Source organism: Flavobacterium psychrotrophum (assembly GCF_003403075.1).
Taxonomy (GTDB): domain Bacteria; phylum Bacteroidota; class Bacteroidia; order Flavobacteriales; family Flavobacteriaceae; genus Flavobacterium; species Flavobacterium psychrotrophum.
This window is the reverse complement of sequence record NZ_CP031557.1, coordinates 4,595,883-4,610,968: the sequence shown is the minus strand read 5'-3', so window position 1 is coordinate 4,610,968 and position 15,086 is coordinate 4,595,883. Positions and strand designations below refer to the sequence as shown.

The window sequence follows — 15,086 nt, the reverse complement described above, 5'->3', positions numbered from 1 at the left end:
ATGGATCTTATACAGGCTATCGTTCTTGCCATTATTGAGGGGCTTACTGAGTACCTACCCGTTTCGTCTACCGCACATATGATCTTTGCAAGTTCATACTACGGCATACAGGAAGACCCTTTTGTAAAACTTTTCCAGACCGCCATACAATTTGGCGCCATACTGGCTGTTGTAGCCCTGTACTGGAAAAAATTCTTTGACTTTAGCCGCCTTAATTTTTATGTAAAACTGGCCTGTGCCGTTATTCCCGCACTATTACTGGGCAAATTGTTTGACGACATGATCGATGCCGTTCTTGGCGACCCTGTACCTATAGCCATCATGCTTATTGTAGGCGGGGTTATCTTATTGTTTATAGAAAACCTTTTTACAAAACCTGAGGTTTTTAAAGAAGAAGATATTAGCATAAAGAAAGCGGTAACCATAGGCTTTTGGCAATGCCTTGCCATGATGCCGGGCACGAGCCGTAGCGCAGCATCTATCATTGGTGGTATGCAGCAAAAACTTTCCCGTGAGGCGGCAGCCGAGTTCTCTTTCTTTCTTGCTGTACCTACTATGCTTGCTGTAACGGTGTACTCTATTGTACTGAAAGATTACGGCCCTGAGGGCGCGGAGGTTAAAGGCTACAAAATGCTTATGGAAGGTGATAACCTTAAAATATTTCTTTTAGGCAACGTTATTGCTTTTGTAGTAGCCATTATAGCCATCAAAGGCTTTATAGGTGTTATTAAAAAATACGGTTTCAAGCCGTGGGGCTGGTACCGTATTGTAGCCGGGGCAGCACTACTGGTTTATTTTACAATGTATAAATAATCTCGTTTTGTACACTCCGGAAGAATTTACCGAAGGCAAAGTCCTTCTTATCGATAAGCCACTTACCTGGAGCTCTTTTCAGGCTGTTAATAAAGTAAAGTGGGCACTTAAAAAACACCTTGGTCTTAAAAAGCTAAAAGTAGGCCATGCCGGCACGTTAGACCCACTTGCTACCGGCCTGCTTATTATCTGTACAGGTAAGTTTACCAAACGCATATCAGAACTTCAGGGGATGGAAAAAGAGTACACCGGCACTTTTATGCTGGGTGGCACTACCCCGTCTTACGACCTGGAGACTGAAGTTGACCAAACGTTCCCTACAGACCATATTACAGAAGACCTTATAAACGAAATGCTACAGCAATTCATCGGGGAGATCGACCAGAAACCTCCGGTTTTTTCGGCCATTAAAAAAGATGGTAAGCGTTTGTATGAACATGCCCGAAAAGGCGAAGAAGTAGAAATAGCTTCACGCAAAACCACCATTTACGAATTTGAACTTACCCGTATTGCCCTGCCGGAAATAGATTTCCGCGTAGTGTGCAGCAAGGGTACATATATCCGTTCGCTGGCATTTGATTTTGGCGCAGCCTTAAACAGCGGCGCACACCTTACTGCATTAAGGCGTACTAAAATTGGCGAGTTTGATGTGAAAGACGCGATATCTCCAAATGATTTTGAAGACGCTGTTACTCCTGCCGAATAATGAAACGGATTCTTTACATACTGCTTTTACTTCCGATGTTTTTATCGGCACAAACTGTTAGTGTAAAAGACCTAAAAGACGGCGACCTTATTTTTCAGGATATGGACTGCGGCCCTTTATGCGACGCCATAGAAGCCGTGACTGAAGGCTACAAAGGCGCCGACTTTAGCCATATGGGCATGGTGGTACACCGCAACGACACTCTTTACATTATGGAAGCTGCCGGAAAGGCCGTGCGTTTAAATACACTGGAAAAATTCTCTAAAAACACGGCGAAGCCTATGCTCGTAGCACGGCTTAAAAAGAAACACCAAAACCTTGTTCCGCAAGCCATTGCTTTTTCTATTAAACAGCTTGGTGTACCCTATGATCCTGAATATGTTTATAGTAATGGCGCGTATTACTGCTCTGAATTAATTTATGATGCCTTTATGTTTGCCAACGGTGGCAAGCCCTTTTTTACACTTTACCCAATGACCTACAAGCAACCCGGCACTAGCGATTTTTTTCCGGCGTGGGTTGAATATTATAAAGCCATCAACAAGCCCATTCCCGAAGGGCAGCCCGGCTGCAACCCGGGCGGAATTTCTACCAGCAATAAGATAGACGTCTTAGGCAACCTCAGCAAGCTTTAGTTTTAAAAAGGATTTTCCAGGATAATATCAAATGCTAAGTAATTAGCATCGGCAGCATCATGCCCATATCCCATCAGGTCGTTCATATAACCCACATCAAAAGTTACGGGCAGCGACTTTGGCGCATACGAGTAATAAAAACAAAACCTGCTTTCCTTATACCCAAAACTTCCCCAGCCCGCATTGGTTTCATCACTTATCGAAAATAAGGCTTCAGCACTTCCTGTAAGGCGGTTTTCGTTAGTACTGCCAAGTTGCAGTGAAACCTGTGTTTTTAAACGCGTGCGCAGCTGCATCACATCTTCGGGATTATCAAAATCCGGCGTGTAAAATTTACGTACTTCCTGCCTTATGGTATTTTTCCATTTCAAGCGGCTCACTGTTGTCGTATTACTCAGCCTGCCATAGACCCTGAATTCCAGCTGTTTTGCGAGATGTTCTAACTCATACGGGCTGTAATTACCATACTGGTCCTGCCTTCGGTAACTAAGAGCATAGCTGTATTTCCAGTTTTTGTTTACAGCACGGTACACCTCTTCATTAAGCACCAGTATCGACTGTTCTTTCATCATATCATTACTGCCGGCACCACTAATACGGCCTTCGCCGAAATATGTCATCGAGGTAGTTTTTTCGTCTATTTTTTGCTGCACTCCAATTGCCGACCAAAAGGCATCGTGCGTATCTCCCAAACCCGGGGGACTTAATTGGGCATTGGCATTAGTATAATCTAAAAACAGGCAAATAAGTAAAACAGGTAATACTTTCATAACAGTAAGGTTTTCTTTTTCTTATACAAATATTACACCTGAATCTGGAAACAATTTGGATTATCGAAAATATATCATAGCGAATATTTTAATGATAAAAATCATATTTATAAAATAATTTGTAAACTTTTTCATGTTCATAAATTATTATACGTTTGAAATACAAACACTTAATTAGTTAAATTTGTAAACATTTTTAATTTTAACTATTTATTAGTTATTTTAAAATTAACTTTGTTTTAACCAGAGGATACACTTCTTGTCAAAATTTACCCAGTTATGAATACTACCACCCTTAACACCACGCCCCTTACCTACACCCAGGAAGAAGCCGTAAAAGCTTCGTTAGAATATTTTAAAGGCGACAGCCTTGCCGCAACCGTCTGGGTTAACAAATATGCCCTTAAAGACAGCGATGGCAACATTTATGAACGCACGCCCGATGACATGCACCGCCGTATTGCAAGCGAAATAGCACGTGTAGAAAAAAAATACAGTAACCCGATAAGCGAGGATGAAGTATTTGCCCTTATAAAAGACTTTAAATACCTGATACCGCAGGGCAGCCCCATGACGGGCATTGGCAACCCGTACCAAATAGCATCACTGTCTAACTGTTTTGTTATAGGCAATGATAACGGCGACTCTTATGGCGGCATCATGAAGACCGACCAGGAGCAGGTACAACTTATGAAACGCCGCGGTGGCGTGGGGCACGACCTGAGCCACATACGCCCAAAGGGTTCGCCTGTAAAAAACTCAGCACTCACTTCTACCGGACTGGTGCCGTTTATGGAACGCTTTAGCAACTCTACCCGCGAGGTAGCCCAGGATGGCCGCCGTGGTGCGCTAATGCTATCCGTTTCTGTAAACCACCCGGATGCATCAGATTTTATTGATGCCAAAATGGAGCAAGGCAAAGTAACCGGTGCTAACGTATCTGTACGTATAGATGATGCCTTTATGCGTGCCGTTAAGGCCGATGAAAACTACATCCAGAAATACCCGATATTTAGCACCGTGCCTGCATATTCTAAAAATATCAGCGCAAAAGCACTTTGGGGCAAGATTATTCACAACGCATGGAAATCTGCCGAACCGGGTATCCTGTTCTGGGATACCATCATTAAAGAATCACTGCCTGACTGTTATGCCGACCTAGGCTATAAAACACTATCTACCAACCCTTGCGGGGAGATTCCGCTTTGCGCCTATGACAGCTGCCGATTGCTGGCCATCAACCTGCTGTCTTATGTAGAAAAACCGTTTACTAAAGAAGCATCGTTTAACTACCCTTTATTCAAAAAACACGTAGCCGTGGCACAAAGGGTAATGGATGATATTATTGACCTCGAACTTGAAAAAATAGACACCATACTCGCTAAGATCGATGCCGATCCTGAAAGTGAGGAAATAAAAGGAGTTGAAAAAAAACTTTGGTTAAACATTCGCCATAAGGCGTATGAAGGCCGCCGTACCGGTGTTGGCATAACTGCCGAAGGTGATATGCTGGCCGCACTTGGCCTGCGCTACGGTAGTGATGAGGGCGTAGACTTTGCCGAAGAACTACATAAAACCTTAGCCCTTGAAGCCTATCGCGGATCTGTTAACCTGGCGAAGGAGCGTGGCGCTTTTGGTATTTATGATGCCGAACGCGAAAAAGACAATCCTTTTATGCTGCGCCTTAAAGAAGCCGACAGCCAGTTGTACTACGAAATGGCAGAGCACGGCCGCCGCAACATTGCACTGCTTACCATAGCCCCTACCGGCACCACCAGCCTGATGACACAAACATCATCTGGTATTGAGCCTGTATTTATGCCTGTTTACAAACGCCGCAGAAAGGTAAATCCTAATGATAAAGATGTACGTGTAGACTTTATAGACGAAGTAGGCGACAGCTGGGAAGAGTATGTTGTTTTTCACCACCGCTTTAAAGAGTGGATGGAAATCAACGGGCTTGACACTTCTAAAAACTACAGTCAGGAAGACCTTGATGCAATAGTAGCGCAATCACCTTACTATAAGGCTACCAGTAATGATGTAGACTGGCTAAACAAAGTACGTATGCAGGGTCGCATCCAGAAATGGGTAGACCACTCTATATCTGTCACCATAAACGTACCAAACGAAACACCCGAAGAAATGGTCGCCCAGCTGTACATGGAAGCCTGGGAAGCCGGATGTAAAGGCGTTACCGTTTACCGCGATGGTTCGCGCAGCGGGGTACTGATCGCTGCTTCTGAAAAGAAGGAAGAAAAAGCGGCACCCACAGCAGACGGGCTTACACCCTTCCCATTAAAAAGGCCGCAAACACTTGAGGCTGATGTGGTACGTTTCCAGAACAGCAAGGACAAATGGATTGCTTTTATAGGGCTTATAGAAGGTCGGCCTTATGAAATATTTACCGGCCTTGCCGATGATGAGGACGGCATTGCCCTGCCACGCTGGGTTAATGAGGGCATTATCATCAAAAACAAAAATGAGGATAGCACCACCCGATATGACTTTCAATATAAAAACACACGTGGTTATAAGACTACTATCGAAGGGCTTTCGCATAAGTTTAACCCGGAGTACTGGAACTATGCAAAGCTGATATCAGGAACCTTAAGGCACGGTATGCAGATAGAAAAGGCAGTAGACCTTATCAACAGCCTGCAACTGGACAGCGAGAGCATTAACACCTGGAAAAACGGTGTTGCCCGCGCCCTGAAACGCTACATAACCGATGGTACCGTGGCAACCGGGCAAAAATGCAGCAGCTGTAACAGTACCAACCTTATCTACCAGGAAGGCTGCCTTACCTGCAATGACTGTGGTTCATCTAAATGCGGTTAAGCATAAATATATGTTAAGTACACTAATCCGTTCTCTTTTAGGGAACGGATTTTTTAATTTTAGGAGCCTGTCATAACCCAAAAGCTTTTTGCCTATGGACACTAACGCTGCCTATTTCCTTATATTTACCATTGCCGGTCTTGTTGCGGCTTTTAGCATTGCCTATTACATACTCAGGAAAATAGGCAAAAACCCAAACAACATCCTTCCGGTAAATTTTGCGCAGCGCATAAAAGTACCCCTGCTCTTGTTCTTTATTGCGGTGGCGATACATATACTGGCAACAGCAAACTTACTGGCTACAGGCTATAACCGCATTGCGGCTCATATAGGCGTACTATTGCTCATTGCAAGTATCACCTGGTTTCTTATCTTGTTTACCACTATTGTAAAAACAGGCTTTATCAGAAAGTTTGACATTACCGCCGCAGACAACCTCAACGCTCGCAGGGTATTTACCCAGTTTAGCATATTGCAGCGGGTTGCCATATTCCTCATTGTGGTCTTTGCTATAGGTGCCGCGCTTATGAGTTTTGAAAGCATCCGGTCTATTGGTGTAAGTGTTTTTGCTTCGGCAGGTGTAGCAGGCATTATACTGGGTTTTTCGGCACAAAAAGCACTGGGTACGTTACTGGCAGGAATACAAATAGCCATTACACAACCCATACGCATAGACGATGTGGTTATTGTAGAAGGAGAATGGGGCTGGATAGAGCAGATCTACCTTACGTATGTTGTAATCCGGATTTGGGATAAACGCCGCCTCGTTGTACCCACTACCTATTTTATTGAGAAACCATTCCAGAACTGGACACGCGAAAATGCCGACATACTGGGCACTGTATTTATTTACACCGATTTTATGATGCCTATAGACCCGCTTCGTTCAGAACTTACCCGTTTATTAAGCACAACACACTTATGGGATGGCAAAGTAAACGTACTACAGGTAACCAATGCCGTAGCCGCAGGCATGGAAATAAGGGCATTGGTAAGTAGTAAAGACTCACCCACCAACTGGGACTTACGCGTATTTATCCGTGAGAAACTCATTGGTTTCATTCAGCAAAATTACCCCGAAAGCCTGCCCAAAACACGCGTTGAAATACAGGATGGTACAAAAGGGTATCCGGATGCTGTACATACTTCAAATACTTTATAAAATTACAGCCATGAATATTCAGGATCTTCTTCCACAAAGCGTTTCCGGCAAAAATGTGCTGGTAACGGGCGGTACTACCGGCATAGGCCGCGCCATTGTTTTATTGCTGGCATCTCAGGGTGCAAATGTTGTATTTTTCGGACATGAAGAGCAACATCTTAAAGACGCACTTGCTGATATTTTGCCCATTGCGAAAGGTAAACTTTTCGGGTTTGTAGCGGATTGCGGGACAGAAGACGGTATTGCAGATGTATTTAAACAGGTAGATGAAAAACTGGAACATCTGGACATTCTGGTCAACAATGCAGCAATAGGTTTTGGCAATGCAACAGATGTTAGCTATAATGACCTTCAACATGTACTTAATATTAATTTGTTGAGTTACCTGGCGTGTTGCGGCGGTGCCATAACACGTATGGAAAAGAACGGCTCAGGCCATATTGTAAACATCGGGTCGCTTAGTGCGCAGGTACGCGAAGCAACAGGATCTGTTTATGTTGCCACTAAAGCCGCCATTCGCGCCTACAGTGAAGCCCTTCGAAAAGAGGTTAATAAACATGGGATCAAGGTAAGCCTGATAGAACCCGGTGCTGTTGACACAGATATGCAGCAAAAACCAACCGAGGAAAAACTCAAAAAAGTGGAGAATGAAGAAATGCTACAGGCTACTGATATTGCTGCCGCAGTACTGTATTGCCTGAGTCAGCCAAAACGCTGCGACGTTATAGAACTGAAGATAAGGCCACACTTGCAGCTTATATAATAGCAAAATGTTATGATTATAAAACGGCTAAACTTTTGCATCTTTGTAATACAGTAATCATACCCCGCTTATGCGCAGCTTTTTTACAATATTGCTTTTTTTAGCCACAATTAGCCTTATGGCGCAAACTACAGACCTGCCTACAACACAGGTTAGTGATAGCCTGCTACTGCCCACACCAGACCCTAAATACAGGGAAGACCAGTTTTATGCTTCCATTACCTACAACATCATGCAGGGTATGCCGAAGGGTTACAGTCAGTATTCGGTATCTACAGGTTTGGGATTTGGTTTTTTGAGGGATATTCCGCTAAATAAAAAGCGTAACCACGCTATTGCAATAGGCCTTGGCTATTCATACAATAACATAAAGCACAACCTTGTAGTAAAAGATACTTTAGGCGCAAACACTTATGAGCTAACGTCAAAAACCGCTTTCGACAAAAATAAGCTTGTATTGCATTACCTCGAACTTCCGTTAGAATTTCGCTGGCGTACCAGTAACGACACCACACACCAGTTTTGGCGTATTTACACCGGTGTAAAACTGAGCTACCTTATCTACGATAAAGCGCAAAATGAACCTGACGGCAACACGGTACATAAAGTAAGGAATGATGCAAACATGAACAAGCTTACAACCGGGCTATATGTTGCAGCAGGTTATAACACATGGAACTTTTATGCATATTACGGTCTTACGCCTGTGTACAAAAACACTACGCTACAAGATGGCGAAAAACTCAGTATGCACTCGCTTAAGCTGGGGCTTATGTTTTATATATTGTGATGTTAGCCGGCAGGCAGCAACCATATAAACCAAAGGCCCACCTGTGGCACAATACCTAAAAGTGTACCCAGCAACAACTCTCCCGGAGTATGGGCTTTAGCCTGTAATCTTGCAGAGGCCGTAAAACCGGCACAGAGTATAAAAAATGCAATTATATAAATAAACCGCACATGGTAATAAGCCGACAAGCTTATTACAAACGCCGTGAGCGAAGCCATTGCCATCATGTGCAGGCTGGCTTTATTACCTATAAGCACTAATCCAAGTGCCGCAACATTACTAATAAGTACGCCTAAAAAATAGTAATACAGTTCTGGCACACTAAAGCTGCTAAAGCTATATTCTGTAAGCAATAACAGCAGCAGGCAGTATATGGAGAGCGGTAATTTACGTTCTTTTTTGTCTGTAAGCATTTTGGTTTTTACATACCCTAATGAACGCAGGAGATAAAATACGGATAGCGGCAACAGTATGGTAACGATAAGCACCTGGATAAAGATCAGGTAAATTTCGTGGTTGTGCAGATACTTTCCGGCAAACAGAAAATAAAACAACGTAGCATAGGCCGGCACAAAAAGCGGGTAAAAAAGATAAGAGAAACTGCGGATAAACTTATCCATAGCTTAGATTTTCTTACGCATACGCGCCACCGGTATATCCAGCTGCTCACGATATTTTGCAATGGTACGGCGGGCTATGGGATATCCACGGTCTTTAAGAATATCAGCCAGTTTATCATCCGGCAAGGGCTTGCGCTTATCCTCTTCTTCTATAACGGTTTGTAGTATCTTTTTAATTTCGATGGTACTTACATCCTCGCCCTGGTCGTTCTTCATGGCCTCGCTAAAAAACTCCTTTATCAGCTTGGTACCATAAGGTGTTTCTACATACTTACTATTTGCCACACGGCTTACGGTACTTATGTCCAACCCTATCAAATCGGCAATATCCTTAAGAATCATTGGCCTTAGTTTGGCTTCATCACCATCCAGAAAGTATTCTTCCTGGTAGTGCATAATGGCATTCATGGTTACATAAAGCGTTTCCTGCCTTTGACGAATGGCATCTATAAACCATTTGGCGCTATCCAGTTTTTGCTTAATAAACTGCACCGCATCTTTTTGCTGGCTGCTCTTATCGCGGCTGTCTTTATAGCTTTGCAGCATCTCCTGGTAGTCTTTACTTACATGAAGTTCTGGCGCATTACGCCCGTTAAGCGAAAGTTCCAGTTCCCCATCTACAATTTTGATGCTAAAATCGGGCACTACATGCTCTATGGGCTTGGCATTACTCTCGTAAGCACCACCCGGCTTAGGGTTAAGCCTTTCTATCTCGTCTATGGCATGGCGCAACTGCTCCTGTTTAATGTCAAACTTTTGCAGTAGCTTATCATAATGCTTTTTAGTAAACGCTTCAAACTGCTGTTCCAGTATGTTTATGGCAAGCTCTATAGACGGTGTTGGCGTTTTGCTTTTTAATTGCAGCAACAGGCATTCCTGAAGATCGCGCGCACCTACTCCTGCCGGTTCCATCTGGTGTATAATGTGCAGTGCATGCTCTACCGTGGGCTCATCGGTATAAATACCCTGTGTAAAGGCAAGATCATCTACAATATCGGGGATACTGCGGCGAATGTAGCCCATGTCATCAATACTCCCCACCAGAAACTCAGCGATATCGCGCTCGTCGTCTGTAAGAATAAAGGTATTTAGCTGATCGGTAAGATTTTGGTGAAAACTAACCGTGGCGGCAAAGGGCATACTGCGGTCTTCGTCGTCGTCGCTGTAGTTGTTAGCCTGTAGCTTATAATTGGGAATTTCGTCGTCGCTAAGGTATTCGTCTATGTTAATTTCGTCGGTATCAATACGCTCTCCTTCATAATCATCATAGTCGTCATACTCATCGTTGTTATCAAATTCGTCCTTCTCGTATTCATACTCATCCTCTTTAGTATCTTCAAGGGCGGGGTTCTCTTCCATTTCCTCTTTCAGGCGTTGCTCAAATGCCTGTGTAGGCAGCTGTATCAGCTTCATAAGCTGAATTTGCTGAGGGGAAAGTTTTTGCGATAATCTTAGTTGTAAATTCTGCTTGAGCATAATGAAATCGGACTTTTGTACAGTATAAAGATACAAAAAACCGTTTTTGCCCGCCACATTATTTTAGAAAAAATTAATGTTGTAAAAAAAGAGGTATGCTTTTTGAGGAGAGCCTTATCGGTTATCTTCAACGACTTTATAGTCACCGTAAATATCATTTGTCTTTGCGTTAAGCTCAACAAGATACAACTCTTTATGAAATCCATCCTTGTATTCAACCTCTTTTTCTTTGAGGACCATTTTATTAGAATGTATCACATTATCGATTTCTGCCCGGTCTAATATGATGGTATCGCCGGAGATACTATACATTCCATAATTATAGTTTGCAGCAATAAAAAAGGTATTTGTAAAAACGAAAGTACCGTCTTTTTTTAAATCCATTTTTAAATTACCTAAGTCAACTTTAATACCGGCAACTATAAGCGATGGCTTAGTATAATCGTAATGTATCTTCCATCCTAAAACCAACGATGGTATTACTAAAACCATAAAAACAAATGTAGACAAATAACTTTTCCTGTTTAGTGTTAACTTATAGGCTTTCTTGTCTTTTGAAAATGTATTAATCAGGAAAACAAGTCCAAAAATTCCCAAACCCAAAAATATAAAAATATCAAAAAAAGTGTCCTGCGTTTTTTGAAGTCAGACTTTATAAAACAGGTAGCTACCAAAAGCAGCAGCTATAATTGTCCTCATTTTCATGATGGTAGATTTTAAATAAATATAATGAAATTATAGATTCCTCCTCCGTCGGAATGACAATCAGCACCCTTAAAAGCATAAAAAACCTCCCTTTCGGGAGGCTTCATATATTTAAAATTCTGCGTTTTGTGGTGTCCTTGGGAAAGGAATAACATCACGAATGTTACCCATACCTGTAACAAACAGCACCAGGCGCTCAAAGCCAAGGCCGAAGCCGGCGTGGGTAGCTGTACCAAAACGGCGTGTATCAAGGTACCACCAAAGCTCTTTTTCATCGATACCAAGTTCAGCAATTTTTTGCTGTAGTACATCAAGGCGCTCTTCCCTCTCAGAACCACCTACAATTTCACCAATACCCGGGAACAGGATATCCATGGCGCGCACGGTTTTTCTGTCTTCGGCAGTATTGTCGTTAAGCCTCATATAGAAAGCCTTAATTTTTGCAGGGTAATCATAAAGGATAACCGGGCACTTAAAGTGTTTTTCTACCAGGAAGCGCTCATGCTCACTTTGCAGGTCGGCACCCCACTCTTCTATAATATAGTTGAATTTTTTGTTCTTGTTCGGCTTGCTGTTCCTTAGGATATCAATAGCCTCAGTATAGCTTACACGCTTAAAGTTGTTCTCTAATACAAAGTTTAGCTTTTCAAGCAGGCCAAGTTCGCTGCGTTCTGCTGTTGGCTTGGTTTTCTCCTCATCAGCAAAGCGCTGGTTAAGGAATGCAAGGTCATCTTGGCATTTATCAAGGGCATATTTAATAACATACTGAATAAAATCTTCAGCAAGATCCATGTTATCGTCAAGGTTGTTAAACGCAACTTCAGGCTCTACCATCCAGAATTCTGCAAGGTGGCGGCTGGTGTTAGAATTCTCTGCACGAAACGTAGGTCCAAATGTGTATACCTGACCCAATGCCATTGCAAAAGTTTCGCCTTCCAGCTGGCCTGATACGGTAAGGTTCGTTTCCTTACCAAAAAAGTCCTGCTTGTAATCTACCTTACCTTCTTCATTACGTGGTGTTCCATCAAACGGAAGTGCGGTAACTTTAAACATCTCACCCGCACCTTCGGCATCGCTACCGGTAATAATAGGCGTGTTTACATATACAAAACCACGCTCCTGAAAGTACTGGTGTATAGCGAACGACAGCACCGAACGCACCCTCATGATGGCACCAAAAACATTGGTACGCACACGCAGGTGGGCATTTTCCCTTAAAAACTCAAGGGAGTGCTTTTTAGGCTGCATCGGGAATTTCTCAGCATCGCTGTCGCCAAGTATTTCAAGGTGCTTCGCCTGAATTTCAAATTTCTGCCCTGCACCCTGGCTTTCGGCAAGGTTTCCTTTAACTAATACGGCCGCACCGGTAGTAAGGCGCTTAAGGGTTTCAGCAGGGGTATTTTCAAAATCTACCACTGCCTGTATATTATGAATTACAGACCCGTCATTAATGGCTAAGAACTGATTATTTCTAAAGGTTCTTACCCATCCTTTTACAATTACTTCATCAATCGGCTTCGTGCTGTTTAGCAGGTCTTTAATTTTTGTGTGCTTCATTTTTATAAAAATTAGTACTTTGTTTTTGCAGAGATTGTGCAAATGCCTGCAAATGTAGTAAAAACAGGAAAAAACTGTGGTTTAAAAGTGGTTGTTTTTTGCTGAATAATTTTTGGTCTCAAAATTGCGTCAGAGTAAAAAGTATTACGGGATATTAATTTTTAATTTATTTGAATGTGAAGTTTTCGGCTTTAAGTAAGTTTATCTATATATTAGTCTTTGTCGGGTGTTTTTTCAATGTAAATTACTCTTTCTGATATCGTTTTTGGTACAGTTCCATTTAAAGTTACTTCATACTCCTCTATCTTTTGCCTGACCATTAAGTCTTCTATCGGAACTGGATTTCGAAAAAAATGTTCGAAATTTCCCTCAAATGAATGTACAGAATCATAATAGAGTATTTCATTTCTTGTTATGCCCTTACTACGTTCTATTTTTAAATTAACAAATTTTCCAGATTTAAAATACGAAAGGAAGAGATAAAAATCAGCAATTGGAATTTCATCGATATTTCTTCCCGCGTAATGTGGAAAGTTTACGATTATTATTTGTTCAATTTTTCTCTCTCCTTTTTGACCGAGTATATGTTCAAATTTTTCCCAATTGTCTTCTAAGAATTTAGACTTTCTTGCCACTTGTCTTTTGGCCTTTTTTAAAGTTTGAAAAGATGAATAAAAATCGTCCGGATCCAATGGATAAGTTGTACATTTTATTTCAGCAACGATTATAGAAGTTTCGGTTTTTAGTACCAAATCTATTTCTTCCTCGAAACGAGTATTGGTGTCGTCTAAAAAAGAAAATCTCGACTGTTCTATAATTTTGAATTTAGCAAATTCATTAAGTTTTTCCGTTCTTAAAAAGTTTTTAATGTAATCTTCAAATTTATGACCTCTTTCTGCCAAATCACAATTGCCTGCTTCTAACCACTTATCAACCAAATAAAGCATATTGGCCCTTTTTATCGTTGAGTGCGAAAAGAAATAATAGTCTTCCTCTTCATAGACGGAATAAAGGAATAAATTGTATTTTTTCTCTTTTTGAATCAACAAATTCAAAAATACTGTAATTTCTTTTTCTGAGTAATTAGTTGTGGTTCTAAAATACGATATCAGTGTTGATTTTTTGACTTTAGGATTAAAGCGTTTAAACTTCGCTAAATCTTTTACTTCTGTATCATCGTATCCGGGCATAGGCAGAACCATGACAAAATCGCAGAGTATAGAAAAAAGATTTACGAGGTCTAAAATTGTTAAATTTTCAAACGCAGAAATTTTTTCCGAATGAAAGAAAGGGTAATATGTAAGTATCGGTGCAATGAATGAAATAAAAGAATCTGTCGGTTTTTTTGATCTTGCCTGATATTTTAAAATCATCTCACCATCATTTTCCTCTATCAATTTTATTGCTTGAAAATGTCGTGTTGCATGAAATATTTTTATGATTGTTTTGTGAATTTGGGGATAATACTGTAATTCATTTTGAGTATTACTAACATTTCTCATTAGTCTAGTTAATGCAATATTATCCAGCATCAAATGATATTGATTAGATTTTAATTTTATTCCAGACTCATTTTCTTCAATTACATACCCTTTCCATATTATTCTATCGTAAGCTTGTTTTATAGCATTAAAAGATGATCCAACTATTCCTATGTTTCTAATCACATCTACATGTGAAATTTCATCTGTTGGTTCATCATTTTCAATGAACTTAACATAATTTAAGTAGTTTAAATTTAGTGTTGCGGTTTCAATAGCGGAATCTATTAATCCCCACACCGGCTCTGAGTCATTCTGAAATTCAGGTTTTTGGATATACAGATTTGCTAGCGAATTATTATCATATGAATCCCCAGAAAAGAGTTTGCGGTTGGTGTCCTCAGAAATAATAGTCTCAGTTCTGTTTAAATCTGAAATTATTAAATCAATGAAAGTTGATTTACTTAAGGTCGATTTGCTTAAGACATATTCGAGAGTTTCGCAAATGTTTTTGAAGTATACATTAAAATAGTTTGAAAATTTAAAAATTGACATCGAAGTCGAATCAACGTTTAGATTTTCTAATTCCTGTTTATGTTTTTTTATAGCTTTTTCAAGGTCGTATTTTAAAGAAAATGGATAGAATCCTTCTATCCACAAGATTTTATCAATAACGTTTTCTGACATTTTTTCTATATGAATGTTATTTTAACTTGTATCCAAAAACCAATACATTCTATGCAATAATTTTAAGTATATAAAATTAT

The 15,086-nt window shown here is 40.9% G+C and carries 13 protein-coding genes; 7 read left to right on the top strand and 6 right to left on the bottom strand.

The window, feature by feature from the left end:
• The 3 genes from DYH63_RS20070 to DYH63_RS20060 are packed head-to-tail and all read left to right on the top strand — an operon-like array spanning position 1 to position 2,154.
• Entirely contained in the window at positions 1-813 is an 813-nt protein-coding gene (locus DYH63_RS20070) for an undecaprenyl-diphosphate phosphatase (protein WP_116790490.1), read from the top strand.
• A gap of 7 nt (positions 814-820) precedes the next feature.
• Positions 821-1,519, top strand: a complete 699-nt coding sequence (gene truB, locus DYH63_RS20065) for a tRNA pseudouridine(55) synthase TruB (RefSeq protein WP_116790489.1) — start codon at positions 821-823, stop codon at positions 1,517-1,519.
• Positions 1,519-2,154 carry a YiiX/YebB-like N1pC/P60 family cysteine hydrolase gene (locus DYH63_RS20060; RefSeq protein ID WP_116790488.1) on the top strand — a complete coding sequence of 212 codons (636 nt, stop codon included), beginning with the start codon at positions 1,519-1,521 and terminating at the stop codon, positions 2,152-2,154. The genes truB and DYH63_RS20060 overlap by 1 nt, the downstream gene beginning before the upstream one ends.
• A gap of 2 nt (positions 2,155-2,156) precedes the next feature.
• Here the strand turns inward: DYH63_RS20060 and DYH63_RS20055 are convergent, their stop codons facing one another.
• The gene (locus DYH63_RS20055) at positions 2,157-2,924 is read right to left on the bottom strand and encodes a DUF2490 domain-containing protein (protein WP_116790487.1); all 768 of its coding nucleotides are present in this window, start codon (positions 2,922-2,924) and stop codon (positions 2,157-2,159) included.
• Positions 2,925-3,203: 279 nt separating this feature from the next.
• On the opposite strand from DYH63_RS20055, the gene DYH63_RS20050 reads away from it, so the two are divergent.
• The 4 genes from DYH63_RS20050 to DYH63_RS20035 all read left to right on the top strand — a co-directional run bounded on the left by DYH63_RS20050 (position 3,204) and on the right by DYH63_RS20035 (position 8,480).
• The gene (locus DYH63_RS20050) at positions 3,204-5,765 is read left to right on the top strand and encodes an adenosylcobalamin-dependent ribonucleoside-diphosphate reductase (RefSeq protein ID WP_116790486.1); all 2,562 of its coding nucleotides are present in this window, start codon (positions 3,204-3,206) and stop codon (positions 5,763-5,765) included.
• A gap of 94 nt (positions 5,766-5,859) precedes the next feature.
• Complete coding sequence (locus tag DYH63_RS20045; RefSeq protein ID WP_116790485.1) at positions 5,860-6,927, top strand: mechanosensitive ion channel family protein; 1,068 nt, start codon at positions 5,860-5,862, stop codon at positions 6,925-6,927.
• 10 nt (positions 6,928-6,937) lie between these two features.
• Positions 6,938-7,690 carry an SDR family oxidoreductase gene (locus DYH63_RS20040; protein ID WP_116790912.1) on the top strand — a complete coding sequence of 251 codons (753 nt, stop codon included), beginning with the start codon at positions 6,938-6,940 and terminating at the stop codon, positions 7,688-7,690.
• Positions 7,691-7,760: 70 nt separating this feature from the next.
• Positions 7,761-8,480 (top strand): porin family protein, encoded by a 720-nt coding sequence (locus tag DYH63_RS20035; RefSeq protein WP_116790484.1) that lies wholly within the window; start codon positions 7,761-7,763, stop codon positions 8,478-8,480.
• Between the two features lie 2 nt (positions 8,481-8,482).
• Here the strand turns inward: DYH63_RS20035 and DYH63_RS20030 are convergent, their stop codons facing one another.
• The 5 genes from DYH63_RS20030 to DYH63_RS20010 all read right to left on the bottom strand — a co-directional run bounded on the left by DYH63_RS20030 (position 8,483) and on the right by DYH63_RS20010 (position 15,006).
• Complete coding sequence (locus tag DYH63_RS20030) at positions 8,483-9,100, bottom strand: hypothetical protein (protein WP_116790483.1); 618 nt, start codon at positions 9,098-9,100, stop codon at positions 8,483-8,485.
• 3 nt (positions 9,101-9,103) lie between these two features.
• Positions 9,104-10,576 (bottom strand): RNA polymerase factor sigma-54, encoded by a 1,473-nt coding sequence (gene rpoN, locus DYH63_RS20025; RefSeq protein ID WP_116790911.1) that lies wholly within the window; start codon positions 10,574-10,576, stop codon positions 9,104-9,106.
• A 114-nt stretch (positions 10,577-10,690) separates the two neighbouring features.
• Positions 10,691-11,068, bottom strand: a complete 378-nt coding sequence (locus tag DYH63_RS20020; protein ID WP_162927110.1) for a hypothetical protein — start codon at positions 11,066-11,068, stop codon at positions 10,691-10,693.
• Between the two features lie 324 nt (positions 11,069-11,392).
• Positions 11,393-12,838, bottom strand: coding sequence for an asparagine--tRNA ligase (gene asnS, locus DYH63_RS20015; RefSeq protein WP_116790481.1), 1,446 nt, complete (start codon positions 12,836-12,838; stop codon positions 11,393-11,395).
• A gap of 212 nt (positions 12,839-13,050) precedes the next feature.
• Complete coding sequence (locus DYH63_RS20010) at positions 13,051-15,006, bottom strand: hypothetical protein (protein ID WP_116790480.1); 1,956 nt, start codon at positions 15,004-15,006, stop codon at positions 13,051-13,053.
• Positions 15,007-15,086: the final 80 nt, after the last annotated feature.